We start from the raw sequence: 25,188 nt of genomic DNA, 5'->3' as shown, positions 1-25,188 counted from the left end.
TTCACCGTGACCACCACGACCGACCTGGTGTCGTACGAGGACGCACTCGCGTCGTACGACCCCGTCATGGGCCTCGAGGTCCATGTCGAACTCGGCACCCACACCAAGATGTTCTGCGGCTGTTCGACCGCGCTCGGTGCCGACCCCAACACCCAGACCTGCCCCGTCTGCCTCGGCATGCCCGGCGCGCTCCCGGCCGTCAACGCGACCGGCGTCGAGTCGGCGATCAAGATCGGTCTCGCGCTGAACTGCGAGATCGCCGAGTGGTGCCGCTTCGCCCGGAAGAACTACTTCTATCCGGACATGCCGAAGAACTTCCAGACCTCCCAGTACGACGAGCCGATCGCCTTCGACGGCTACCTCGACGTGCAGCTGGAGGACGGGGAGACCTTCCGCGTCCAGATCGAGCGCGCCCACATGGAGGAGGACACCGGCAAGTCGCTGCACGTCGGTGGCGCGACGGGCCGCATCCACGGCGCCTCGCACTCCCTGCTCGACTACAACCGCGCCGGCATCCCGCTCATCGAGATCGTCACCAAGCCGATCGAGGGAGCGGGCGAGCGTGCCCCCGAGGTGGCCCGCGCCTACGTGCGTGAGCTGCGCGAGCTCATCCGTGCCCTCGGCGTGTCCGAGGCCCGCATGGAGATGGGCCAGATGCGCTGCGACGTGAACCTGTCGCTGCGCCCGCACGGCCGGGAGAAGTTCGGCACGCGCAGCGAGACCAAGAACGTCAACTCGCTGCGCTCCGTCGAGCGCGCCGCCCGCTTCGAGATCCAGCGGCACGCCGCCGTGCTGAACGACGGCGGCACGATCATCCAGGAGACCCGCCACTTCCACGAGGACACGGGGTCCACCACCTCGGGCCGCGTGAAGGAGGAGGCCGAGGACTACCGGTACTTCCCGGAGCCCGACCTGGTGCCCGTCGCCCCGTCCCGCGAGTGGGTCGAGGAGCTGCGGTCGGGGCTGCCCGAGCTGCCGCTGGTGCGCCGCAGCAGGCTCCGCGAGGAGTGGGGCATCTCCGGCAACGACATGCAGTCCATCCTCAACGCCGGAGCGCTGGACCCGATCGTCGCCACGATCGACGCCGGTGCCGACGCGGCCTCCGCCCGCAAGTGGTGGATGGGCGAGCTGGCCCGCAGTGCCAACGAGTCGGGCAAGGCGCTCGACGAGCTGGCCATCACGCCGGTCCAGGTCGCCCGCGTCGCCGAGCTGGTGACCAAGGGCGAGCTGAACGACAAGCTGGCCCGCCAGGTCATCCTCGGCGTCCTCGCCGGTGAGGGCACGCCGGACGAGGTCGTCGACCAGCGCGGCCTGAAGGTCGTCTCCGACGAGGGCGCGCTGACCACCGCCGTCGACGAGGCCATCGCCGGCAACCCGGGCATCGCGGACAAGATCCGCGGCGGCAAGGTGGCCGCGGCCGGAGCCCTGGTCGGCGCGGTCATGAAGGCGACCCGGGGCCAGGCGGACGCGGCCCGCGTCAAGGAGCTGATCCTGGAGAAGCTGGGCGTCACCGAGGGCTGACACCCGGTACGACGCCATGAGCCCTGGGGGGACGCGCCGAGCACGGCGCGTCCCCCCAGGGCTGTTGTTGTGAATAAGGCCACTAAGTCCGCAAAGGATCACTTCTGGCTGCAAGAGTGATTCCGCATTGCTCATGCGTTCTTTGCGGGCGGTTCACTCCATGGATGCCCGTTCCCGGTGTTCCCGGCTTTCCGGGTGTTCCCGGTCAAAGATCGACAATCAGACACCCCTGGGAGCACGTTCGTGGCAGCCCTCGCACGCTGGTGTGTTCAACGTCGCCTCGTCACCGTTCTGCTCTGGCTGTTCGCCCTCGGCGGCGTCGCCACGGCCGCCACGGTCGCCGGCTCCGCGTACTCCAACGACTACGGCATCCCCGACACCGGCTCCGACCGCGCCTTCCGGCTGCTGGAGTCCCGCTTTCCCGACCTCGGCGGCGACAGCGACACGATCGTCTGGCACACCGCGTCCGGCACCGTCCGCGCCGCCGACGTCGAACAGGCCATGACCCGCACGCTGGACCGCATCGCGGAGCTGCCCGGGGTGGCCGCGGTGACCAACCCGTACCACGACGCCGACTCGCCCCTGATCAGCGAGAACGCCGACACCGCGTACGCCACCGTCACCTTCGGGGCCGCCTCCCAGGACATCGACCCGGGCCAGGCACGGGCCGTCGTCGACACCGCGGAGGCAGCCGAGACCGACGGACTCCGGATCGAACTGGGCGGCGGTGCCATAGCGCTCACCGAGTCCGGCGGCAGCCACCTCGCCGAGGCCGTCGGCGTGGCCGTGGCCGCGGCCGTCCTCTTCGTCGCCTTCGGCTCCGTCGCCGCGGCCCTGCTGCCCATCGCCACCGCGCTGGTCTCCGTCGGCACCGCCTACGCGGGCATCACCCTCCTCGGCCACGCCATGACCGTCGCCGACTTCGCGCCCATGCTGGGCACCCTCGTCGGACTCGGCGTCGGCATCGACTACGCCCTGTTCATCGTCACCAGACACCGGCGCGGGCTGAAGCGGGGCCTGTCCGTGGCGGACGCCGCCGCCGACGCCGTGGCGACCACCGGACGAGCCGTCGTGTTCGCGGGTGCCACCGTTTGCATCGCCCTGCTGGGCATGCTGATCCTCCGGCTGAGCTTCCTCAACGGCGTCGCCGTCGCCGCCTCGCTGACCGTGCTCCTCACCGTCGCCGCCTCCGTGACGCTGCTGCCCGCCCTGCTGTCGTACATCGGACCGCGCGCGCTCAGCCGGCGCGAGCGGCGCCGGCTCGCCGAGCACGGTCCCGAGCCCGAGGTGCCGACCGGGTTCGCCGCCCGCTGGTCGGCCTTCGTCGAGCGCCACCCGAAACTGCTCGGCGCGCTCGCCCTCGTCGTCATCACCGTCGTCGCCCTGCCCACCCTCGGCCTGCGCCTCGGCACCTCCGACCAGGGCAACGACCCCAAGGGCACCACCACCCGCCAGGCCTACGACCTCCTCGCCGACGGCTTCGGCCCCGGCGTCAACGGCCCGCTCACCCTGGTCACCGAGGTCCGCGGCGCCGAGGACCGCCTCGCCCTGGACAACCTGGACGCCACCCTGCGGACCACCGAGGGCGTCTCCTCGGTGACGCCGGTGATGTACAACTCCGGCGGCGACGCCGCGTACCTCACCGTCGTACCCGAGTCGGCGCCGCAGTCCGAGGACACCAGCGACCTGGTCGAGCGGCTGCGCTCCGAGGTGCTGCCGCGCGCCGAGGCCGGCACCGCGCTCGACGTGCACGTGGGCGGGGTGACGGCCGGCTACGACGACTTCGCCGACGTCATCGTCGGCAAGCTGCCCCTGTTCGTCGGCGTCGTCATCGGCCTGGGCTGTCTGCTGCTCCTGCTGGCCTTCCGGTCCGTCGGCATCCCGCTCAAGGCCGCCGCCATGAACGTCGCCGCCGTGGCCGCCGCCTTCGGCGTGGTCGTCGCGATCTTCCAGTGGGGCTGGGGGAGCGAACTGCTCAGCCTCGGCAGCGCGGGGCCGATCGAACCCTTCCTGCCCGTGATCATGGTCTCGGTGCTCTTCGGGCTCTCCATGGACTACCAGGTCTTCCTGGTCAGCCGGATGTACGAGGAGTGGCTGGAGACCGGCGACAACCGCCGGGCCGTCCGGGTCGGGCTCGCCGAGACCGGCCGCGTGATCAACTCCGCCGCCGTCATCATGATCTCGGTCTTCCTCGCCTTCGTCCTCAGCGGCGACCGGGTGATCGCCATGTTCGGCATCGCGCTGGCCGCAGCCGTCGCCCTGGACGCCTTCGTCCTGCGCACCCTCCTGGTGCCCGCCCTGATGCACCTGCTCGGCCGCGCCAACTGGTGGCTGCCGCGCCGCCTGGACGCCCTCCTGCCGCGCATCAGCATCGAGCCGCCCGAGTGCCGGGCCGCCCATGAGAGGCTGGCCGCGGTGACGGACGCCGACGTGGCGGACGTCCTCGCGGAGGAGGAACGGCAGCAGGATGTACGCGATACCACTGGGTGACGACGGAGCCGAACTGCGCCCCCTGGAGACCTGGCACGCCGAGGAGTTCCTCGCCCACCTCGACCGGGGGCGGGAGTTCATCACCGAGCACATCCCCTTCGGCGCCAAGGCCACCGACGTCGAGTCCGCGCGCGCGGTGCTCCAGGCATATGCCGACCGGCACGCCGCCGACAGCGGCTTCCTGCACGGGCTGTGGCTGGACGGCACGCTCGTCGGCGGCCTGCTCTACCGGGTCTTCGACGCCGCCACCGGCGTCTGCGAGATCGGCTGCTGGCTGGAGCCCGCCGGGACGGGCCGCGGCCTGGTCGCGCGCGGCGCACGCGTGCTGATCGACTGGGCCTTCGACGAGCGCGGCATGCACCGCGTGGAGTGGCACGCCTCGTCGGCGAACACCCCGAGTGTCAACGCCGCGCGTCGACTCGGCATGATGCGTGAGGGAGTGCTGCGCGAGAGCGCCCCCTACCGGGGCGTGCGCCAGGACATCGAGGTGTGGGCGGTGCTCGCGCCCGAGTGGCGTGCGGCACGTGAGGCACGCGCGCGTGCCGCGCAGAAGGATCATTAAGGGACCTCTCAGACAGCGTCCGTACGGTGCGAGGCATGGGAACGAAGACAGTGGACGAGACCGGCGTGAAGACCGACGAGCACAAGACGGACGAGGCGGCCGGGACGGCCGGGTCCACCGAGGCCGCCGAAGCCACTGAGGCGGCCGGGACCGCCGACGAGACCGGCACCGCCACCCCCGACACCCTCGACGGCACCGGCACGCCGGAGGACGTCGACGTCACGGGCAAGACCGACGGCGTCGACGGGGCCGAGGCCGGCGCCACCGGCGTCGGCCAGGGCGCGGGCGCCGTCGTCTCCGCCGGTCTCGGCATCGTCTCCCTGACCGGCAGCTGGGTCGGCACCGTGGCCTCCGCGCGCGAGTCGCTGATGGGCCAGTTGCAGACCTCCTCGTCGTCGAACGTCGGCACACTGATCGAGAAGGGCTACGGCAACGCCTGGCAGGCCACCGCGATGTGGGGCGGCGTCTTCGCCCTGGTCGCGCTGATCGTCGGCGTCGTCGTGCTGGCCCGCCCCGCGTTCGGTGCCCCCGGCCGCCCGCAGGCCCCGTGGATCAAGTCGGTCGCCTGGGCGGGCGTCGCCCTCGGCGTCATCGGCCTGCTCCTGGCCGTACTGAAGTACACGGACGTCCTGCTGGGACTGCCCTCCACGGGCTGACCAGGCATTTCCGCGCAACTCTGAGGGGTCTTAGGGCAACCGCACGCCAGTGGCGCGCGCCCTAAGACCCCTCACGCGCGTCTAAGGCCCCGGGGCGGCGCCGAAGATGCGGAACTTGCCCGATGTGGCCCACCCCCCTGGGAGACGAAGGTTGAGGCATCGCGAACGAGCGAAGCCGGAACCGGCTCTCACCGAGGGGACACACCATGTACGAGTACGAGATCCAGCAGTACCGCTCCGCCGAACTGATCCGCCGCGCCGACGAGGCCCGGCTGGCCCGCGAGGTGGTCCGGGCCCGCCGCGCCGCCCGCCGGGAGGCCCGGCACGGCGCCGCCGAGGCGGAGAGCCATACGCCGCGACGACAGCGCCGGCCCCGGTTCGCCCGGGTCGCGTGAACGGGGGAGCCGGGGAGGGAGGCCGCGCGGCCTCCCTCCCCGCCGTCGTTCCCGTCGCCGTCCACCTGCCGAAAACCGGTGCCCCGCTGTCGGACCCGCGTGCGATGCTCGGGTCCGTGGAGACCAGGTCCGTCAGTCCCGTGTTCGTCGGCCGCACCGGCGAACTGGACACGTTGAACGATGCGCTCGCCCGTGCCACGGGCAGCGACGCCAGCGGGGCGTCCGCCTCCGGGGCGTCCGCATCCGGGGGAGAGCCGCAGGCCCTGCTGCTCGGCGGCGAGGCGGGCGTCGGCAAGACCCGCCTCGTCGAGGAGTTCGCCGCCGCGGCGGACCGGCGGGGCGCCGTCGTCGCACTGGGCGGCTGCGTCGAGATCGGCGCCGACGGGCTGCCCTTCGCCCCCTTCTCCACCGCGCTGCGCGCCCTGCGCCGCCACCTGCCCGAGGAGCTGGCCGCCGCGGCCGCCGGGCAGGAGGAGGAGCTGGCCCGGCTGCTGCCCGAGCTGGCCGAGGGCGCCCCGGCCGGCCCGGGCAGCAGCCGGCACGACGAGGAGGGCATGGCGCGGCTCTTCGAGCTCACCGCCCGCCTGCTGGAGCGCGTCGCCGCCCGGCGCACCGTCGTCCTCGTCCTGGAGGACCTGCACTGGGCCGACGCCTCCACCCGCCACCTGATCGCCTACCTCTTCCGCACCCTGCGCACCGGCCGCCTCGTCGTCCTCGCCACCTACCGCTCCGACGACATCCACCGCCGCCACCCGCTGCGCCCCCTGCTCGCCGAGCTGGACCGGCTGCGCACCGTCCGCCGCCTCGAACTCGGCCGCTTCACCCGCGACGAGGTGGGCCGCCAGATCGCCGGGATCCTCGCCCACGAACCCGACCCGCTCCAGGTCGACGCCATCTTCGAACGCTCCGACGGCAACGCGTTCTTCGTCGAGGAACTCGCCGTGGCCGCCCACGAGGGCAGCCGCACCGGACTCACCGACTCCCTGCGCGACCTGCTCCTGGTCCGCGTCGAAGCCCTGCCCGAGAGCGCCCAGCGGGTCGCCCGGATCGTCGCCGAGGGCGGCTCCACCGTCGAGTACCGGCTGCTGGCCGCCGTCGCCCGGCTCGCCGAGGACGACCTCATCGAGGCGCTGCGCTCCGCGGTCAACGCCAACATCCTGCTCCCCGCGCCCGACGGCGACGGCTACCGCTTCCGGCACTCCCTGGTCCGCGAGGCCGTCGGCGACGACCTGCTCCCCGGCGAACGCTCCCGCCTCAACCGCCGCTACGCCGAAGCCCTGGACGCCGACCCCACGCTGGTGCCGGCCGCCGAGCGCGTGATGCGTCTGGCCAGCTACTGGTACCACGCCCACGCGCCCGCCCAGGCCCTGCCCGCCGTCCTGGACGCCTCCGTCGAGGCCCGCCGCCGGCACGCCTACTCCGAGCAACTGCGGCTCCTCGAGCGCGCGATGGAGCTGTGGGACGCCGCCCCCGACGAGGTACGCGCCACCCTGCGCCCCGTCGACTGCGCCGAGGTCTACCCTCCCTGCGGCCGCGACCCCGCCACCACCCCCCTGCGCTACCTGGACCTGATGGCCGAGGCGGCCGTCGCCGGGCGGCTGTGCGGGGAGCGCGAGCGCGCCATGAAGATCACCAAGCGGGCGCTGCGCCTGCTGGAGGACGAACAGGACTCGGGCACCGGGACGGGCGCGAACGGCCGGGACCCGCAGCGCGCCGCCTGGTTCTGGACCCAGCGCTCGCTCCTCGTCCAGGCGCAGGGCCGCGGCGACGGCTGGCGCGAACTGGGCATCGCCCAGGAACTGGTCCGCGGCCTGCCGCCCTCCCAGGTGCACGCCGAGGTGCTGGCCATGGCCGCCAACTGGTCGATGCTCCACTCACCCGGCCCCGACGCGATGACGGCCGCCGAACGGGCCGTCGAGTACGCGCGCATGGTGGGCGCCGACGAGATCGAGCTCAACGCCCGGCTCACCCTCGGCGGCCTGATGGTGGACGCGGGGCAGATCGACGCGGGACTCGCCGAGATGTTCCAGGTCAGGGACCTGGTGGTGACCCAGGACCGGTCCACCGTGGTCGCCCGCAGCCACGTCAACCTGCCCTCGTCCCTGGAGAGCGTCGGCCGTTCCCGGGACGCGCTCGGCATCCTGCGCGAGGGCGTCGACCTCACCCGGCGGATGGGCCTGCTGGAGTCCGAGGCCTGGGTCTGGGGCAACCTCGCCGAGTCGCTCATCTCCCTGGGCCGCTGGGACGAGGCCCTCGAAGCGGCGGACCGGGCCGGAGCACCGGGCCGCAGCCCCGCACCCCGCGGTGGCGCCGCGCTCAAACGCGCCGCCGTCGCCCTCGCCCGCGGCGAGCGGCCCGAGGCCGCCCGGCTGCTCGCCGGGGCCCGCGAGGCCTACGGCACCCACGACCCCATGCCCCAGTACCGGCTGCCGCTGGCCGCGCTCACGGTCGGCATCGCCGCGGCCGAGGGCCGCCTCGCGGACGCCCGCGCCGAACTCCTCCGCGCCCTGGACGACGGCTTCCCGCCCGGCACCCAGCGCTACGGCTGGCCCCTGCTGCTGTCCGCCGCCGCGGCGGAGGCCGACGCGCGCGCCCTGCCGGCCGCCGAGGAGGGCCGCGCCGCCGTCCTCGACCGCCTCGCCGGGGCCGCGAAGCACCTCACGACGGGCGCCCCGGTCTGGGACGCCCACGCCTGCTGGGTCCGCGCCGAACTCCACCGCGCGCGGGACCGCGACACCCCGCGGCTCTGGTCGGAGGCCGTCACCGCCTTCGAACGCCTGGAGCGCCCCTACGACCTCGCCCGCGTCCGGCACCGGCTGGCCGCCGCCCTCCTGGCGACCGGCGGTGAGGACGAGCGCGCCCGGGCCACGGAGCTGCTGCGGCTGGCCCGCACCGTCGCCGACCACCTCGGCGCCCGCCCGCTGTCCGACGAGGTCGCCCTGCTCGGCCGCCGAGCCCGCCTCACGCTGGGCCACGCCACCGAACCGGCCACCGCGTCCGGGCCCACGGATCCGGCCGGCGCCCTGGGCCTCACCGGCCGGGAGCGCGACGTGCTGCGGCTGGTCTCCGACGGCCGCACCAACCGCCAGATAGCCGAGGAACTCTTCATCTCGCCCAAGACGGCCAGCGTCCACGTGTCGAACATCCTGGCCAAGCTGGGCGTCTCCGGCCGCGGCGAGGCGGCGGCCGTGGCCCACCGGCTGGCGCTGTTCCCCGCCGAACGGCTCACCTCCGGTTCGACGGAGTGAGGCTTACGCTGTAAGGGACGCCGAGCGACGGAGGCACGATGTTCAACGCATTCGAGGAGCTGTTCTCCCCCGGCCGCAAGCACACCCAGGACGAGCAGAACCGCCTCGAACTGACCCGCGAGGACGTGGGCGACGGCGATCCCGGTCACGGCCCCATAGACCTCACCTCGGGCAAGGTCGTCGTCCACCGGCCGCGCTCCGGCGAGGACGCGGAGGACCCGTCCGCACCGGCGCCGTCCCCGTCGCCGGAAGGCGAGTAGCGGGCGCCTACCTCACCTCCAGCTCCAGGATCCGGTCGTCGTCGCCCTTCGCGTCGCCGCGCCCGTCCGTGTTGCTGGTGACCAGCCACAGCTTGTCGCCGCCCGCCGGTGCCACCGTGCGCAGCCGGCCGTACTCGCCCTCCAGGAAGGCCTGCGGTTCGGCCGCCGCCTCCGTGCCCTTCAGCGGGATCCGCCACAGCCGCTCACCGCGCAGCCCCGCCATCCACACGGAACCCTCGGCGTAGGCGATGCCGCTGGGCGAGGCCTCGTCGGTGCTCCACTGCGCGACCGGGTCGTGGAAGCCGGAGCCGCCGCCCTTGCCCTCCGCCTCGGGCCAGCCGTAGTTGTCACCCGGCTTGATCGCGTTCAGCTCGTCCCAGGTGTCCTGGCCGAACTCCGAGGCGAACAGCCGCTGCCTGTCGTCCCAGGCCAGCCCCTGCACGTTCCGGTGGCCGTACGAGTACACGGGGGAGTCGGGGAAGGGGTTGCCGGGCGCCGGTTCGCCGTCCGGGGTCATCCGCAGGATCTTGCCGCCGAGGGACTTCTTGTCCTGCGACAGGCCGGTGTCGCCGCTCTCGCCGGTGCCCGCGTAGAGCATCTTGTCGGGGCCGAAGGCGATCCGCCCGCCGTTGTGGATCACGCCCTTGGGGATGCCCCGGAAGACCGTGTCCGGCGCGCCCAGCTGCTGGCCCGACGGCTTCTTGTCGTCGTACAGCATGCGCACGACGCGGTTGTCCGAGGCGGAGGTGAAGTACGCGTAGACCATGTGGTCCGAGGCGTAGTCGGGGGAGAGCGCGATGCCGAGGAGGCCGCCCTCGCCGGACGGGGAGACCCCGGGTACCTCGCCCAGCTCCGTCTTCTCGCCCGTCTTCGCGTCGACGCGGGTGATCGTGGCCTCGTCGCGCGAGGAGACCAGCAGGTCACCGCCCGGCAGCGGGGCCAGACCCCAAGGGCTGTCCAGTCCCGTGGCGACCGTGCGGAGCACCTTCACCGAGCCCTTCGCGGGCGCCGCCTCCTCGGTGGGCGATCCGCTGGGCGATCCGGCGGGCGAGGACCGCGCCGCCGTACCGGTCGGGGAGGAGGGGCCGCCGTCCGCTCCGGACGGGTCCCCGCCGTCGGAGGAGCAGCCGGCCGTCAGCAGGAGAGCGGCGGCCAGCACGGCCGGCACGGCTCGACGTCGCACGATCGTGGTCCCTTCGACGCGGCGGGTTCTCCCTGTCATACACCGCAGGAGCTCCCCAGGTTCCCGAACGGCGAATCCCGAATCCGGCGCCGGCCGGCCCGCGCCGGATTCGGGATTCGCCGCACGCGTCACTCCCACGGACCCCGCGCCGGCGGCAGCACCCGCAGCTCCGCCAGATCCCGCTCGGTCAGCCGCAGCCCCACCGCACCCGCGTTCTGCGTCACCCAGCGCTCCTGCTTGGTGCCCGGCACCGGCACCACGTGCCGTCCCTGCGCCAGCACCCAGGCCAGCGCCACCTGCGCCGCGGTGACCTCGTCGCCGTGCCGGGCCGCGACCCGGCGCAGCGTGGCCACGATCGGCTGGTTGGCGGCCATCATCTCGGCGGTGAAACGGGGGTGCCGGGCCCGCAGGTCCTGCGGTTCGAAGCCCTGGCCCGGCGTCAGCGTGCCGGTCAGATAGCCGTTGCCCAGCGGCATCGCGGCCAGGAATCCGACGCCGCGCGAGACGCACCACGGCAGCAGCGTCCGCAGCGCCTCCGGCGACCACACCGACAGCTCGGCCTCGACCGCGCTCACCGGGAAGACCTGCTGGACCCGCTCCAGCTGGCGGACCGTCGCGTCGTGCAGCCGCGCCCCCGGCCGCCGGGCCGAGCGTGCCCCGACCGCGCAGAGCCCGAGCGCCCGCACCTTCCCGGCCCGCACCAGCTCCGCCATCGCGCCCCAGGTCTCCTCGACGGGTATCTCGGGGTCGGCGCGGTGCAGTTGGTAGAGGTCGATGACGTCCGTCTGGAGCCGGCGCAGGGACGCGTCGCAGGCACGTTTCACATAGCCGGGGCGGCCGTTGGCCACGATGTGCTGCTCACCCACCAGCAGACCGACCTTGGTCGACACGAAGGCCTCGGACCGCCGCTCCCGCAACACCCGCCCCAGCAGCAGCTCGTTGGTGAACGGGCCGTACATGTCGGCCGTGTCCAGCAGGGAGACGCCGAGGTCGAGGGCCCGGTGCACGGTCCTGAGCGACTCGTCGCCCCGTTGCCGGGAGGCGCTGTACGCCCAGTTCATCGGCATGCACCCGAGTCCGACGGCCCCCACCGCGAGTGCCGTCGCGCCGATCGTCCTGCGCTCCACCGGTCGTGACCCTCCCTCGTCAGGCCACCCAACCTAACCTCTGCCTCCTCGGCCCCTGACATAGCCTCCTGACCATGACTGCTGACGTGTGGCTGCCCATCCCCCCGGACGAGATCGAGGGCCTTCCCGAGGGCCCCGCCTACCGCCACTGGGACGGCGAGGACACCTATCCCGCCGACCCGGCCGACTGCGCGTACTACGTCGTCCCCTACATGAGGCCCAGCGGGGTCGGGGTGCGTCCGCTGCCCGAGATGCGCTCCGTCCAGGTCGTCCAGACCCTCTCCGCGGGCATCGACCACGTCGAGGCCGGACTGAAGCACCTGCCCGCGGGCGTACGGCTGTGCAACGCGCGCGGCGTGCACGAGGCCAGCACCGCGGAGCTGACCCTGGCCCTGATCCTGGCGTCGCTGCGCGGGATCCCGGACTTCGTGCGGGCGCAGGACCGCGGCGAGTGGCTCGGCGGAGGGTTCCGGCCCGCGCTCGCGGACCGGACGGTGCTCATCGTCGGGTACGGGTCGATCGGCGCCGCGATCGAGGACCGGCTCGTGCCGTTCGAGGTTGCGCCGGTCGTGCGCGTCGCGCGCTCCGCCCGTGCCTCGGAGCGCGGCCCCGTGCACCCGCTCACCGAACTCCCCGCCCTGCTCCCGCAGGCCGATGTCGTCGTCCTGTCCACACCGCTCACCGAAGCCACCCGGGGCCTGGTCGACGCCGAGTTCCTGGCGCGCATGAAGGACGGTGCCCTGCTCGTCAACGTGGCGCGCGGACCCGTCGTGGACACGAAGGCGTTGCTCGCCGAACTGGAGAGCGGACGCCTCACCGCGGCCCTCGACGTGACCGACCCCGAACCGCTGCCGCAGGGCCATCCGCTGTGGCATGCTCCCGGCATAGTCGTCAGCCCGCACGCAGGGGGTCCGACCTCAGCCTTCCTGCCGCGCGCCAAGCGGCTGCTGGTGGACCAGTTGAACCGTTTCGTGAACCGGGAGCCGCTGCGCAACGTGATCCTGACGACGGGCGCGTAACCCGTTCCGGGCACCCTCCGCAACCCCCCGGATGCGGTGGGTACGCGCATATCCGCTGGTCGTCACGGAGCGTAGAGAACCTATGTCCCTGAGTGACGATACTGGTGTATCGTCCGACAGGGGACGCGCCGCGCACCGTTCGGCGCCGGGGATGGACATCTCAGACCGTGAGGGGGGCGACGGGCGATGCACGGCCTATGGACCAACGATCCGACGCGGCGGGGCCGCCGTCGGCGACCCTGGCGCACGACCGCCACGACCGCGCGCGAACGGGGCCGGCACAGCCGCTCCGTCCGGCGCCGCCCCCACCCGCGCCGTCCGGGCGCGCACGCAAGGCAGGAGTGGCCGGCCCACCGGTGCCGGTGCGCACGGGACGCGGGAGCGGTGCGGACCGGGAGGCCGCGGTGAGTCCGCCCCCCGTGCCCACGCTGGACGGAGCGCTGCGCGGTGGCCAGGCTCCGCCCGGACCGCTGCTGCCCCGGTCGTCGGCCGCCGCCGGCCCGACGCCCCTCGTCCGCCAGCTCGTGCTGGCCCTGGTCTGCGCGGCCTACGCCGTCGGTGCCGCGCTCGGCTGGGGCTCGGCGTACGTCGCCAAGATCATGGGCGACTTCGGGCTGAGCGCCGCCGCGGCGACCGCCGCCGTCTCCTGCTTCCTCTACGCCCGCGAACGCCGCGTCCGCTTTCGACCGGCCTGGCTGCTCTTCGCCCTCTCCTCGGCGATGGCCTCCCTCGGCAACGCGGTCTGGGGGTGGTACGAGGTCGTACTCCGGGTGCCGGTGCCCAGCCCCAGCTACGCGGACCTGTTCTTCCTGTGCTTCGCCCCGCCGGCCATCGTGGGACTCCTCGTGCTGGCCAAGCGGCCGGTGACCAAGGCCGGCTGGATCTGCCTCGGCCTGGACGCCTGGCTGATCGGCGGTTCGCTGCTGACCCTGGCCTGGAGTCTGGCGCTCGCCCAGGCGGCGAAGGCCGAGGGCGGGTCCAGCGTGGCGCACTCCGCGCTCTCGGTGGCCTACCCGCTGCTCGACATCGCCCTGGTCAGCATGGTGCTCGCGCTGCACTTCAGGCGGTCGCCCGTGTGCAGGTCCGCCGTCAACACGGCCATCGGCGCGCTCGCCCTGACGGTGATGTGCGACGCCCTGTTCACCTCACCGCTGCTGCACAACAGCTACCGCTCCGGGCAGTTGCTCGACGCGGGCTGGTTCGCCGGCTCCCTGCTGCTCGCCTACGCCCCCTGGGCCGCCTCCCGGCACGGACGGCGGGCGCCGGACGAGCAGGGCTCCGGCGGGCACACCCGCGTGGTGCGCGAACACGTGCCCGGACAGCGCGGCACCGGCCACCAGCCCACGCCGCCCTCCGTACCGCCCGCCACGTCCCCTTCCCTGCCCGGACCGGGACAGGGCGGCGAGCGGGGCCGCTACCCGGCCGCCCGGCCCATCGCCGGGTCCCTGGCCGCGCTCACGCCGTACCTCGCGGCCGCCGTCTGCACCCTCGGCATCCTCTACAACGTGCTCAACGGCCGCAGCGTCGACCGCGTCGTGCTGCTGACCGGCGGCACCGTGGTGCTCGCGCTCGTCGTCCGGCAGGGCATCATGCTGCTCGACAACATCGTCCTCACCCAGGAACTGGCCCAGAAGGAGAACCACTTCCGCTCCCTGGTCCAGGGCTCGAGCGACGTCATCATGATCGCCGCGCCCAACGGCATCCTCCGCTACGTCTCCCCGGCCGCCGCCGGTGTCTACGGACGCCCGGCGGAGGAGCTGGTGGGCAGCGAACTGGCCGGGCTCATCCACCCCGAGGACCTCGGCTGCGTGGTGCACGAGGTACGCCGGTTCCTGGCCGCCAGCCCGGTCGAGGAACCCACCACGCGCATCGAGTGCCGCTTCCGTTCCGGTGAGGGGGGCTGGCTCAACGTCGAGTCGACCGTCAACCGGCACCACGGCGGCCTCATCTTCAACAGCCGGGACGTCACCGAAAGAGTGCGCCTCCAGGCGCAGCTCCAGCACAACGCCGAACACGACCCGCTCACCGACCTGCCCAACCGCGCCCTGTTCACCCGGCGCGTCCAGCAGGCCCTCTCCGGCCGCCGCGCCTCCGACCGGGGCGCCGCCCTGCGCGGCACGGCGGTGCTCTTCATCGACCTCGACGGCTTCAAGGGCGTCAACGACACCATCGGGCACCAGGCCGGGGACGAGCTGCTCGTCCAGGCCGCCCGCAGACTCCACGAGGCCGTCCGCAAGGGGGACACCGCCTCCAGACTGGGCGGCGACGAGTTCGCGGCCCTGATCGTCGGGGACGGCGCCCGGGACCGGGCCGCCCGCGAGGGCCACATCCGCGAGTTGGCCGACCGGCTCAGGCTGACCCTCTCCCAGCCCTACCTCATCGACGGCAACGAGGTCCGGGTCAACGCCTCCATCGGCGTCGCCTTCGCCGAACCGGGCCTCGGTGCCGGTGAGTTGCTGCGCAACGCCGACCTCGCCATGTACCGGGCCAAGGCGGGCGGCAAGGGACGCGTGGAACTGTACCGGCCGCAGATGCAGCAGGACGTCGTACGCAAGGCCGAGCTGGCCACGCGTCTGCGGGCCGCGTTGCACGACGGGGAGTTCGCGCTGCTGCACCAGCCGGTGGTCTCCCTGACGGACGGCCGGATCACGTCGGTCTGCGCCCAGGCGCGGTGGCGCTCCTCGCAGGGCGTGCTGTTCACCCCCGCCGAGTTCCTGCGGGTGTCCGAGGACGGCGACAGAACCGCCGAACTGGATCGCTGGGTACTCCGCGAGGCCGTCGAGCAGGCCGCCGAACGCGCGGCGGCCGGGCTCTCCGTGACCGTGGCCATACGCATCGGCGCCCGCCGCCTGCTGGACCGCTCCATGCCGCTGGGCTCCGTCGAGGCCCTGCTGACCCGGCACGGGCTGCCCCCGGGTTCTCTTGTGATCGAGCTGTCGGACATCGACCCACGGGTCGGCCTCGACGAGCTGGACCGCCGGCTGAACGCCCTGCGCAGGGTCGGCGTCCGGATCGCGCTGGACGGCTTCGGCAGCGGCTACGCGGCGATCACCGCGCTGCGGCGGCTGCCCGTGGACGTCCTCAAGCTGGACCGCGGTCTGATCGAGGGCGTCGTGGAGTCCGCGCGGCTGCACAAGATCACCAGTGGTCTGCTGCGCATCGCCACCGACCTCGGGCTGAAGTCCGTCGCCGACGGCGTCGACCTGCCCGAGCAGATCGTCGCCCTGCGCGCGATGGGCTGCACGCACGGACAGGGCATGGCGTTCTCCGGGGCGCTGGACGAGTACCGGCTGCGCAGAGCGCTCGGAACCGGCCACTACCCGGTGCCGCACGGCCCGGCCGAACCGGCCTTCGCGGGCGGCGGCGCCGGGGTGTTCACCAAGAGCGTCGGCGGTCCCGGCGCGGGCCAGGTGGCCGGAGGTGTGGCCTCCGGGCTGCCCGCCGTCCTCAGTGGTGGCACGGCGCTGCGCTCACATAATGAGACTCCCGTCCCACCCACTTGACAGTGAGTGCGCGCCGGAGGGAAGGTCAGTGCCATGCGCACCCGAATTCTCGTACTTGGAAAGCGCGTCGGCTGAAGCTGGTGACGTCCGGGCCGACCCGGACTCCCCGCGACCCACACCGACGCGCTCCCCTCGCTTGCCTTATGGCACGAGGGGTTTTTTGTTGCACAGGCACCTGCCGAGCAGCAGCACAGTTCGCCCAAACCTCGCAAAAACCCTCAGCATCGAGAAGAGAACGCCGATGACCGAGCAGGCCACCGGGGCTCACCCGCAGCCCCGGCCCCGATCCGGAGGACAGTCCGCCCCCGAGCACGTCACGGGTGCGCAGTCCCTCATTCGCTCTCTCGAGGAGGTCGGCGCCGACACCGTATTCGGCATCCCCGGTGGCACGATCCTTCCGGCCTACGACCCGCTGATGGACTCCACCAGGGTGCGCCACGTCCTGGTCCGCCACGAGCAGGGCGCCGGCCACGCGGCCACGGGCTACGCGCAGGCCACCGGCAAGGTCGGCGTCTGCATGGCGACCTCGGGCCCCGGGGCCACCAACCTGGTCACCCCGATCGCCGACGCCAACCTGGACTCCGTGCCGCTGGTCGCGATCACCGGGCAGGTGGTCTCCTCCGCGATCGGCACGGACGCCTTCCAGGAGGCGGACATCGTCGGCATCACCATGCCGATCACCAAGCACAGCTTCCTGGTCACCAAGGCGGAGGACATCCCCCGGGTGATCGCGCAGGCGTTCCACATCGCCTCGACCGGCCGCCCCGGTCCCGTCCTGGTCGACATCCCCAAGGACATCCTCCAGAAGAAGACCACCTTCTCCTGGCCGCCGGTCATGGACCTGCCCGGCTACCGCCCGGTCACCAAGCCGCACGCCAAGCAGATCCGCGAGGCGGCCAAGCTCATCACCGCCGCCAAGCGCCCCGTGCTCTACGTCGGCGGCGGCGTCCTCAAGGCGAAGGCCACCGCCGAGCTGAAGGTCCTCGCCGAACTCACCGGAGCGCCCGTCACCACCACCCTGATGGCGCTCGGCGCGTTCCCCGACAGCCACCCGCTGCACGTGGGAATGCCGGGCATGCACGGTGCGGTCACCGCCGTCACCGCGTTGCAGAAGGCCGACCTGATCGTCGCCCTCGGAGCCCGCTTCGACGACCGCGTCACCGGCAAGCTGGACAGCTTCGCCCCGCACGCCAAGATCGTCCACGCCGACATCGACCCGGCCGAGATCGGCAAGAACCGCGCCGCCGACGTGCCGATCGTCGGCGACGCCCGCGAGGTCATCGCCGACCTCGTGCAGGCCGTCCAGAAGGAGCACGACGAGGGCAACAAGGGCGACTACGGCTCCTGGTGGAAGGACCTGAGCCGCTGGCGCGACACCTACCCCCTGGGCTACGACCAGCCCGAGGACGGCTCGCTCTCCCCGCAGCAGGTCATCGAGCGCGTCGGACAGCTGGCGCCCGAGGGCACCATCTTCGCGGCCGGCGTCGGCCAGCACCAGATGTGGGCCGCGCACTTCGTGCAGTACGACCAGCCCGCCACCTGGCTGAACTCCGGCGGCGCGGGGACCATGGGCTACGCCGTCCCGGCCGCCATGGGCGCCCAGGCCGGCAGGCCCGACCGCACCGTCTGGGCGATCGACGGCGACGGCTGCTTCCAGATGACCAACCAGGAACTGACCACCTGCGCCCTGAACAACATCCCGATCAAGGTCGCCGTCATCAACAACGGCGCCCTCGGGATGGTCCGCCAGTGGCAGACCCTGTTCTACAACCAGCGGTACTCCAACACGGTGCTGCACTCCGGCCCGGACGACGTCAACCCTCAGGCCCGCGGCACCCGCGTCCCCGACTTCGTGAAGCTGTCGGAGGCCATGGGCTGCTACGCCATCCGCTGCGAGGACCCCGCCGACCTCGACAAGGTGATCGAGGAGGCCAACTCCGTCAACGACCGCCCCGTCGTCGTCGACTTCATCGTCCACGAGGACGCGATGGTGTGGCCGATGGTCGCCGCCGGCACCTCCAACGACGAGATCATGGCCGCCCGGGACGTCCGCCCCGACTTCGGCGACAACGAAGACGACTGAGCGAGAGAGACCGAAGAGACCATGTCCAAGCACACGCTCTCCGTCCTGGTGGAGAACACCCCCGGCGTCCTGGCGCGGATCACCGCCCTCTTCTCGCGCCGCGGCTTCAACATCGACTCGCTCGCCGTCGGCGTCACCGAGCACCCCGACATCTCCCGCATCACCATCGTGGTGAGCGTCGAGGACTTCCCGCTCGAGCAGGTCACCAAGCAGCTCAACAAGCTGGTCAACGTGCTCAAGATCGTCGAGCTGGAGCCCACCCAGGCCGTCCAGCGCGAACTCGTTCTGGTGAAGGTGCGCTCCGACAACGAGACGCGCTCCCAGATCGTCGAGATCGTCCAGCTGTTCCGCGCCAAGACCGTCGACGTCTCCCCGGAGGCCGTCACCATCGAGGCCACCGGGAGCAGCGACAAGCTGACCGCCATGCTCCGGATGCTGGAACCGTACGGCATCAAGGAGCTCGTCCAGTCCGGCACGATCGCCATCGGCCGCGGCGCCCGTTCGATCACGGACCGCTCGCTGCGCGCACTCGACCGGTCCGCGTAACAACGGAAACAGTCCGCACCACGACGGAAACGGGCGGCCGGGGACACCGTCGGCCGCCCGCATTCCGAGACCCCGAAACTTCGCCTCCCCCCACCGGCATACGGTGGGACGCAACACCTGCACACAAGGAGATAACCCAGTGGCCGAGCTGTTCTACGACGCCGACGCCGACCTGTCCATCATCCAGGGCCGCAAGGTCGCGGTCATCGGGTACGGCAGCCAGGGCCACGCCCACGCCCTGTCGCTGCGCGACTCCGGTGTCGACGTGCGCGTCGGTCTGCACGAGGGCTCCAAGTCCAAGGCCAAGGCCGAGGAGCAGGGCCTGCGCGTGGTGAGTCCGTCCGAGGCCGCCGCCGAGGCCGACGTCATCATGATCCTGGTCCCGGACCCGATCCAGGCCGAGGTCTACGAGAAGGACATCAAGGACAATCTGAAGGACGGCGACGCGCTGTTCTTCGGCCACGGCCTGAACATCCGCTACGGCTTCATCAAGCCCCCGGCCGGCGTGGACGTCTGCATGGTCGCCCCCAAGGGCCCGGGCCACCTGGTGCGCCGTCAGTACGAGGAGGGCCGCGGCGTTCCCTGCATCGCCGCCGTCGAGCAGGACGCCACGGGCAACGGCTTCGCGCTGGCCCTGTCGTACGCGAAGGGCATCGGCGGCACCCGCGCCGGCGTCATCAAGACGACCTTCACCGAGGAGACCGAGACCGACCTCTTCGGCGAGCAGGCCGTCCTGTGCGGTGGCACGGCCGCGCTGGTCAAGGCGGGCTTCGAGACCCTGACCGAGGCCGGCTACCAGCCGGAGATCGCCTACTTCGAGTGCCTGCACGAGCTGAAGCTGATCGTGGACCTCATGTACGAGGGCGGCCTGGAGAAGATGCGCTGGTCGATCTCCGAGACCGCCGAGTGGGGCGACTACGTCACCGGCCCGCGGATCATCACCGACGCCACCAAGGCCGAGATGAAGAAGGTCCTCGCCGAGATCCAGGACGGCACCTTCGCCAAGAACTGGATGGACGAGTACCACGGCGGTCTGAAGAAGTACAACGAGTACAAGAAGCAGGACTCCGAGCACCTCCTGGAGACCACCGGCAAGGAGCTGCGCAAGCTCATGAGCTGGGTCGACGAAGAGGCGTAGGTCTTTGCCCCGCGGGGGTGCCCGGTGCGCCGGGCACCCCCGCGGGATCCACTTCCGGGTGATGCTTCCGCAGAGGCGCAGGACACTGCCCGCCACGCCACTAGACTGCTGAACACATACGCGTCAGGCCCACAGCGTCGTGCGTCTTCCACGCGGCTAGCAACCCTCCGCATGCGGCCGTCGGGACGGCCGTCCGCATTGGACTTGTGAGGACTCACGTGAGCTCGAAACCCGTCGTACTCATCGCCGAAGAGCTGTCGCCCGCGACCGTGGACGCGCTCGGCCCCGACTTCGAGATCCGCCAGTGCAACGGCGCGGACCGGGCCGAACTGCTCCCCGCCATTGCCGACGTGGACGCGATCCTGGTCCGCTCCGCCACCAAGGTCGACGCCGAGGCCGTGGCCGCCGCCAAGAAGCTCAAGGTCGTCGCCCGCGCCGGAGTCGGTCTGGACAACGTGGACGTCTCCGCCGCCACCAAGGCCGGCGTGATGGTGGTCAACGCCCCGACCTCCAACATCGTCACCGCCGCCGAGCTGGCCTGCGGCCTGATCGTCGCCACCGCCCGCAACATCCCGCAGGCCAACGCCGCGCTCAAGAACGGCGAGTGGAAGCGCAGCAAGTACACCGGCGTCGAGCTGGCCGAGAAGACCCTCGGCGTCGTCGGCCTCGGCCGCATCGGCGCGCTGGTCGCGCAGCGCATGTCGGCCTTCGGCATGAAGGTCGTCGCCTACGACCCCTACGTGCAGCCCGCGCGGGCCGCGCAGATGGGCGTCAAGGTGCTGTCCCTGGACGAGCTGCTCGAGGTCTCCGACTTCATCACCGTCCACCTGCCCAAGACCCCCGAGACCCTCGGCCTGATCGGCGACGAGGCGCTGCGCAAGGTCAAGCCGAGCGTCCGCATCGTCAACGCCGCGCGCGGCGGCATCGTCGACGAGGAGGCGCTGTACTCGGCGCTCAAGGAGGGCCGCGTCGCCGGCGCCGGCCTCGACGTGTACGCCAAGGAGCCGTGCACCGACTCGCCGCTGTTCGAGTTCGACCAGGTGGTCTGCACCCCGCACCTCGGCGCCTCCACCGACGAGGCCCAGGAGAAGGCCGGCATCGCCGTCGCCAAGTCGGTCCGCCTCGCCCTCGCCGGCGAGCTGGTCCCCGACGCGGTCAACGTCCAGGGCGGCGTCATCGCCGAGGACGTCAAGCCGGGCCTGCCGCTCGCCGAGCGCCTCGGCCGCATCTTCACCGCGCTCGCCGGGGAGGTCGCCGTCCGCCTCGACGTCGAGGTCTACGGCGAGATCACCCAGCACGACGTGAAGGTGCTGGAGCTGTCCGCGCTCAAGGGCGTCTTCGAGGACGTCGTCGACGAGACGGTGTCGTACGTCAACGCCCCGCTGTTCGCCCAGGAGCGCGGCGTCGAGGTCCGCCTGACCACCAGCTCGGAGTCCCCCGAGCACCGCAACGTCGTCATCGTGCGCGGCACCCTCTCGGACGGCGAGGAGGTGTCGGTCTCCGGCACGCTGGCCGGACCGAAGCACCTCCAGAAGATCGTCGCCATCGGCGAGTACGACGTGGATCTCGCCCTCGCCGACCACATGGTCGTCCTGCGCTACGAGGACCGTCCCGGCGTCGTCGGCACCGTCGGCCGGATCATCGGCGAGGCGGGTCTCAACATCGCCGGCATGCAGGTCGCCCGCGCGACGGTGGGCGGCGAGGCGCTGGCCGTGCTGACCGTCGACGACACGGTGCCCGCCGGGGTGCTGGCGGAGGTCTCGGCGGAGATCGGGGCGACGTCCGCCCGGTCCGTCAACCTCGTCTGAGGCGGCCGTACCCGGGGGCTGCCGCCCCCGGGACCCCCGCTCACGGCCCTGAACGGGCCTCGTGCTCAAACGCCGGACGGGCTGAGTCGGTCAGCCTCTCCGGCGTTTGCCGTTTCCGCCTCCGGCCGCACCCGGATGTTCCGCAGCCCCAGCGCGGCCAGCGCCGCCGCCCCGAGCAGCAGCAGCGCCCCCGCGATCGCGGCGCCCCGCATTCCGTCGGTGAACGCCTCGCGTGCCGCCGTGGCCAGGGCGTCTCCCGCGCGCCCGGGAAGTCCGGCGGCGACGGACAGCGCGCCGCCCAGGGTCTCCTGCGCCGGTTCGGGCGCGTCCGAGGGAACACCGTGGCGGTAGAGCGCCGTACCGATGGAACCGAGGGTGGCCATGCCCAGGGCGCCGCCGAACTCGGTGCCGGTCTCCAGCAGTGAGGAGGCCGCGCCCGCCTTCTCGACCGGGGTCGAGCCGAGGGCCAGGTCGGTGAGCTGGGACATCACCACGACGATGCCGGCGGCGAGGACGCCGCACGCGGCCAGCACCAGCCACAGGGAGTCCGTACCGGCCAGGGCGAGGAGCCCGTAGCCGCCCGCCGCGACGACGAATCCGGCCGTCACGAGGTACGCGCGCTCGACACCGCGCTGGGCCAGTTGGGCGGCGACCGGTGCGGCGGCGCCGATGAGCACCGACGGCAGCAGGCTCCACAGCGCGGCCTCCAGCGCGCTCTTGCCCAGGACCGACTGGAGGTACTGGGTGGTGAAGTACGCCGAGCCCAGCATCCCGAAGGCCGACAGGGTGTTGAGGACCAGCGCCGGGGTGAAACCGTGCCCGCGGAAGAGGGCGGGCGAGATCATCGGCGAGGCCGAGGTGCGCTGGCGGTGCACGAACAGCGCCGCGAAGAGCAGACCCACGGTGATCGAGACGACGTAGCGGACGTTCCAGCCCTCGGAGGGCAGCTCCTTGAGGCCGTAGACCACGGGGAGGACCGCCGCCATCGACAGCGGGACGCTCAGCCAGTCGAAGCGGCCGGGGGACGGGCTCTTCGACTCGGGGAGCAGCACCGGGCCGAGGACCAGCAGCAGGGCCATCGCGGGCAGGTTGACCAGGAAGACCGAGCCCCACCAGAAGTGCTCGACGAGGATGCCGCTCATCACCGAGCCGAGCGCGATCCCGGCCGTCATCACCCCGGACCACAGTCCGATCGCCTTCGCCCGCTGGGCGGGGTCGGTGAACATCGTGCGGACCAGCGCCATCGTCGACGGCATCAGGGTGGCGCCGCCGATGCCGAGGACCGCGCGGGCCGCGATCAGCGTCTCTGCGGTGTGCGCGTAGGCGGCGAGCACGGAGGCGGCGCCGAAGGCCACCGCGCCGACGAGGAGGAGCCTGCGCCGGCCGATGCGGTCACCCAGCGCCCCCATCGTCATCAGCAGCCCGGCCAGGACGAAGCCGTAGATGTCGAAGATCCACAGCTGCTGGGTGCCGCTCGGGTCGAGGTCGGCGCTGATCTGGGGGATCGCGAAGTAGAGGACGGAGACGTCCATCGAGACCAGCAGCAGCGGAAGCATCAGTACGCCCAGCGCGGTCCACTCACGGCGGCCGGCCCGGGACGGGATCGTTGTCATGGCGGGGACTGTACGCACGTCATAAACGCTTGTCTAGAACGAGCGTTTAATACATGCGTATGGGCGACTGGGTAAGGTGTCGGCATGGGACACCGTGAGGATCTGCTCGAGGGCGCCAAGCGCTGCCTGCTGGACAAGGGGTTCGCGCGCACGACCGCGCGGGACATCGTCAAGGAGTCGGGCACCAACCTGGCGTCCATCGGCTACCACTACGGGTCGAAGGACGTCCTGCTCGCCCAGGCGTACATCGAGCTGATCGAGGCGATGGGGGGCGCCTTCGAGGGGGAGCGCCCCGCGCTGGACGACACGGAACCGGGCTCGGTCGAGCGGTTCCAGCAGGTGTGGTCCAACATCATCGGCACCATGCGGGAGCCCGGCTCCATCTGGCGCCTCAGCATGGAAGTGCTGGTCATGGGCGACCGGATGCCCGAGCTGCGCGACCACCTCGGCCGCGCCCAGCGCGAGGCCGGGCGCGGCATCATCCCCCTGCTCATGGGCGGCAGGGAGGAGGACATCACGGACGAGACGACGGACACCCTGGGCGCGTTCTACGTCACCCTGATGACCGGCCTCATCGCCCAGTGGACCTTCGACCCGAAGAGCGCACCCGACGCCGACACGCTGACCGAGGGCCTGCGCCGGGTGATCGGGGCCGCTACAGGCGACGCGCCTTGAGCGCCATGTGCAGCAGCAGCCGGTCCTCGCCGTCGTCCAGGTCCAGGCCCGTGAGTTGTTCGACGCGCGACAGCCGGTAGTACAGCGTCTGGCGGTGGACGCCCAGCTCGGCGGCGGTGCGGCCGGCCTGGCCCGCGCAGTCCAGGTACACCTCCGCGGTGCGGGCGAGTTCGCGGTGGGCGGGGGAGAGCAGGGCGCGTACGGCGGGATCGTCGGCGGAGCGCGGGGGCAGCGAGGTCAGCAGGCGGAACGCCCCGATCGACGTCCACTGCGCCACCGGCCCGAACCGTGTCTCCGCCCGCGCCGCCCGGGCCGCCGCCGACGCCTCCGACCAGGCCGCCCCCAGGTCGGCGAGGCCCGTGCGCGGCGCGGAGACACCGGCCGCGGCGCCACCCGCCGGGCCGCCCCGGCCCATGGCCGTCCCCGCCCGCTCCAGCAGCCGCCCCGCCGCCGACGTCGCCGGGGTCTGCACCTCCGCCGAGCGCAGCCGGACCAGCAGCGCGAGCGACACGGCCGAGACCCCCCACGGCACCGTGCACAGTGCCGTGGCCCCCGGCACCGTACGGACCGAGGGCGCGTCGTCGGGATCGGCCGAGGGCCAGGGCGCCACGCACACCACCGCGTGCGGGGTCTCGGCCCGGGCGCCCAGCGCGCTGCGCAGCTCCGCCACCGCCATGCCCCGCTGCCAGTCCCGCTCCGCCGTCAGCACCGCCCGCAGCTCCCGGCTCAGGTCCGCGCCGTGCTGCGCCTCGTCGGCGAGCAGCGCGCCGATCCGTGCCGTGACCTCCATGGCCGCCGCCAGCTGCCGCTCGGTCGGCCCCGGGTCGGTGTCCAGCAGCCAGACGTAGCCGAGGACCACACCCCGATGGCGTACCGGCAGACAGGTGCGCCCCCGGTACACGCCCGCCTCGGGCGTCGGCGGGATGCGGACCGGGCCGGTCGCGCGGGTGATGCCGAAGCTCTCGAACCAGGCCCGGACCGCCGCGGTGGAGCGCCGGGTGAGGATCGAGCGGGTGCGCACCGGGTCCAGGACGGAGGGGTCCAGGTCGCCCTCGCTGTCGTACGCGCCGAAGGCGATCAGCTCGAAGTCGCGGTTCTCCAGCGTGGCGGGCGCGCCCAGCAGCTCGGAGAGCTCGTCGACCAGCTCCTGGTAGTCACCACGGGTCCCACCGGAGCCTGTGGAACCTCTGGAATCGGACGTCACCCGGGCATTCTGCCGCATTTGCGCGCGGCCTTCATACATCTGTCTGAGATCCGCGGCACGGATGCGTGACAGCTGTCGATGGCCGACGATCGGGGTCATCCTTAGATTTCACGGTGGTTCTCCGTGCCGTTCCCCTTACGTCGGGCAGCGGCCCCTG

The 25,188-nt window shown here is 72.3% G+C and carries 18 protein-coding genes; 14 read left to right on the top strand and 4 right to left on the bottom strand.

Features of this window, described 5'->3' with window-relative positions; all coding sequences use genetic code 11:
- Positions 1-6 precede the first annotated feature (6 nt).
- The 7 genes from gatB (at position 7) to OHA99_RS10650 (ending at position 9,132) form a co-directional block, all read left to right on the top strand.
- Positions 7-1,521, top strand: a complete 1,515-nt coding sequence (gene gatB / locus OHA99_RS10680) for an Asp-tRNA(Asn)/Glu-tRNA(Gln) amidotransferase subunit GatB (RefSeq protein WP_153177817.1) — start codon at positions 7-9, stop codon at positions 1,519-1,521.
- Positions 1,522-1,764: 243 nt separating this feature from the next.
- Positions 1,765-4,011 carry an MMPL family transporter gene (locus OHA99_RS10675; protein ID WP_405695505.1) on the top strand — a complete coding sequence of 749 codons (2,247 nt, stop codon included), beginning with the start codon at positions 1,765-1,767 and terminating at the stop codon, positions 4,009-4,011.
- Positions 3,989-4,573 carry a GNAT family N-acetyltransferase gene (locus OHA99_RS10670; protein ID WP_153177815.1) on the top strand — a complete coding sequence of 195 codons (585 nt, stop codon included), beginning with the start codon at positions 3,989-3,991 and terminating at the stop codon, positions 4,571-4,573. Before OHA99_RS10675 ends, OHA99_RS10670 begins: the two co-directional genes overlap by 23 nt.
- Positions 4,574-4,608: 35 nt before the next feature.
- Entirely contained in the window at positions 4,609-5,229 is a 621-nt protein-coding gene (locus OHA99_RS10665; protein ID WP_153177814.1) for a hypothetical protein, read from the top strand.
- Positions 5,230-5,435: 206 nt separating this feature from the next.
- Positions 5,436-5,624 (top strand): hypothetical protein, encoded by a 189-nt coding sequence (locus OHA99_RS10660; protein ID WP_153177813.1) that lies wholly within the window; start codon positions 5,436-5,438, stop codon positions 5,622-5,624.
- A 104-nt stretch (positions 5,625-5,728) separates the two neighbouring features.
- A complete protein-coding gene (locus OHA99_RS10655) occupies positions 5,729-8,872 on the top strand; it encodes an AAA family ATPase (RefSeq protein WP_366473808.1) in 3,144 nt (1,047 codons plus the stop codon).
- Positions 8,873-8,910: 38 nt separating this feature from the next.
- The gene (locus tag OHA99_RS10650) at positions 8,911-9,132 is read left to right on the top strand and encodes a DUF6191 domain-containing protein (RefSeq protein WP_153177811.1); all 222 of its coding nucleotides are present in this window, start codon (positions 8,911-8,913) and stop codon (positions 9,130-9,132) included.
- Positions 9,133-9,139: 7 nt separating this feature from the next.
- Here OHA99_RS10650 and OHA99_RS10645 read toward each other — a convergent pair whose 3' ends face one another.
- Together OHA99_RS10645 and OHA99_RS10640 are read right to left on the bottom strand one after the other, a co-directional pair.
- Positions 9,140-10,354 (bottom strand): PQQ-dependent sugar dehydrogenase, encoded by a 1,215-nt coding sequence (locus OHA99_RS10645; RefSeq protein WP_366473810.1) that lies wholly within the window; start codon positions 10,352-10,354, stop codon positions 9,140-9,142.
- 89 nt (positions 10,355-10,443) lie between these two features.
- Positions 10,444-11,442: an aldo/keto reductase gene (locus OHA99_RS10640; protein WP_405695501.1), complete on the bottom strand. Its 999-nt coding sequence runs from the start codon at positions 11,440-11,442 to the stop codon at positions 10,444-10,446.
- A gap of 74 nt (positions 11,443-11,516) precedes the next feature.
- Between OHA99_RS10640 and OHA99_RS10635 the strand changes: the two genes are divergently transcribed.
- The 6 genes from OHA99_RS10635 to serA all read left to right on the top strand — a co-directional run bounded on the left by OHA99_RS10635 (position 11,517) and on the right by serA (position 21,539).
- On the top strand, positions 11,517-12,461 hold the full coding sequence (locus tag OHA99_RS10635; RefSeq protein ID WP_153177808.1) for a 2-hydroxyacid dehydrogenase: 945 nt from the start codon (positions 11,517-11,519) through the stop codon (positions 12,459-12,461).
- 404 nt (positions 12,462-12,865) lie between these two features.
- Positions 12,866-15,964: a bifunctional diguanylate cyclase/phosphodiesterase gene (locus tag OHA99_RS10630; RefSeq protein WP_194279911.1), complete on the top strand. Its 3,099-nt coding sequence runs from the start codon at positions 12,866-12,868 to the stop codon at positions 15,962-15,964.
- A gap of 241 nt (positions 15,965-16,205) precedes the next feature.
- Positions 16,206-18,047 (top strand): acetolactate synthase large subunit, encoded by a 1,842-nt coding sequence (locus tag OHA99_RS10625; RefSeq protein ID WP_153177806.1) that lies wholly within the window; start codon positions 16,206-16,208, stop codon positions 18,045-18,047.
- 21 nt (positions 18,048-18,068) lie between these two features.
- The gene (ilvN, locus tag OHA99_RS10620; RefSeq protein ID WP_003973483.1) at positions 18,069-18,593 is read left to right on the top strand and encodes an acetolactate synthase small subunit; all 525 of its coding nucleotides are present in this window, start codon (positions 18,069-18,071) and stop codon (positions 18,591-18,593) included.
- Positions 18,594-18,732: 139 nt separating this feature from the next.
- Complete coding sequence (ilvC, locus tag OHA99_RS10615) at positions 18,733-19,731, top strand: ketol-acid reductoisomerase (RefSeq protein WP_007444763.1); 999 nt, start codon at positions 18,733-18,735, stop codon at positions 19,729-19,731.
- Between the two features lie 218 nt (positions 19,732-19,949).
- Entirely contained in the window at positions 19,950-21,539 is a 1,590-nt protein-coding gene (gene serA / locus OHA99_RS10610; RefSeq protein WP_007444764.1) for a phosphoglycerate dehydrogenase, read from the top strand.
- Positions 21,540-21,604: 65 nt separating this feature from the next.
- Here serA and OHA99_RS10605 read toward each other — a convergent pair whose 3' ends face one another.
- Entirely contained in the window at positions 21,605-23,152 is a 1,548-nt protein-coding gene (locus OHA99_RS10605; RefSeq protein ID WP_366473814.1) for an MFS transporter, read from the bottom strand.
- An 84-nt stretch (positions 23,153-23,236) separates the two neighbouring features.
- Here OHA99_RS10605 and OHA99_RS10600 point away from each other — a divergent pair, with 84 nt between their 5' ends.
- A complete protein-coding gene (locus tag OHA99_RS10600; protein ID WP_282881680.1) occupies positions 23,237-23,827 on the top strand; it encodes a TetR/AcrR family transcriptional regulator in 591 nt (196 codons plus the stop codon).
- Here the strand turns inward: OHA99_RS10600 and OHA99_RS10595 are convergent.
- Complete coding sequence (locus OHA99_RS10595) at positions 23,808-25,049, bottom strand: PucR family transcriptional regulator (protein WP_405695497.1); 1,242 nt, start codon at positions 25,047-25,049, stop codon at positions 23,808-23,810. The two genes, OHA99_RS10600 and OHA99_RS10595, sit on opposite strands and share 20 nt — an antisense overlap.
- Positions 25,050-25,188 lie beyond the last annotated feature (139 nt).

The organism is Streptomyces coelicoflavus, assembly GCF_045041415.1.
GTDB lineage: Bacteria > Actinomycetota > Actinomycetes > Streptomycetales > Streptomycetaceae > Streptomyces > Streptomyces coelicoflavus.
Note: the sequence above shows the minus strand (reverse complement) of the source record. Positions and strands in the feature narration are given on the sequence as shown.

Bases quoted from the DNA above. Each gene is read 5' to 3' on its own strand.
- OHA99_RS10670 (WP_153177815.1), top strand. From the start codon at position 3,989: ATGTACGCGATACCACTGGGTGACGACGGAGCCGAACTGCGCCCCCTG.
- OHA99_RS10665 (WP_153177814.1), top strand. From the start codon at position 4,609: ATGGGAACGAAGACAGTGGACGAGACCGGCGTGAAGACCGACGAGCAC.
- OHA99_RS10660 (WP_153177813.1), top strand. From the start codon at position 5,436: ATGTACGAGTACGAGATCCAGCAGTACCGCTCCGCCGAACTGATCCGC.
- OHA99_RS10655 (WP_366473808.1), top strand. From the start codon at position 5,729: ATGCTCGGGTCCGTGGAGACCAGGTCCGTCAGTCCCGTGTTCGTCGGC.
- OHA99_RS10650 (WP_153177811.1), top strand. From the start codon at position 8,911: ATGTTCAACGCATTCGAGGAGCTGTTCTCCCCCGGCCGCAAGCACACC.
- OHA99_RS10645 (WP_366473810.1), bottom strand. From the start codon at position 10,354: ATGACAGGGAGAACCCGCCGCGTCGAAGGGACCACGATCGTGCGACGT.
- OHA99_RS10635 (WP_153177808.1), top strand. From the start codon at position 11,517: ATGACTGCTGACGTGTGGCTGCCCATCCCCCCGGACGAGATCGAGGGC.
- OHA99_RS10625 (WP_153177806.1), top strand. From the start codon at position 16,206: ATGACCGAGCAGGCCACCGGGGCTCACCCGCAGCCCCGGCCCCGATCC.
- ilvN (WP_003973483.1), top strand. From the start codon at position 18,069: ATGTCCAAGCACACGCTCTCCGTCCTGGTGGAGAACACCCCCGGCGTC.
- OHA99_RS10605 (WP_366473814.1), bottom strand. From the start codon at position 23,152: ATGACAACGATCCCGTCCCGGGCCGGCCGCCGTGAGTGGACCGCGCTG.
- OHA99_RS10600 (WP_282881680.1), top strand. From the start codon at position 23,237: ATGGGACACCGTGAGGATCTGCTCGAGGGCGCCAAGCGCTGCCTGCTG.
- OHA99_RS10595 (WP_405695497.1), bottom strand. From the start codon at position 25,049: ATGCGGCAGAATGCCCGGGTGACGTCCGATTCCAGAGGTTCCACAGGC.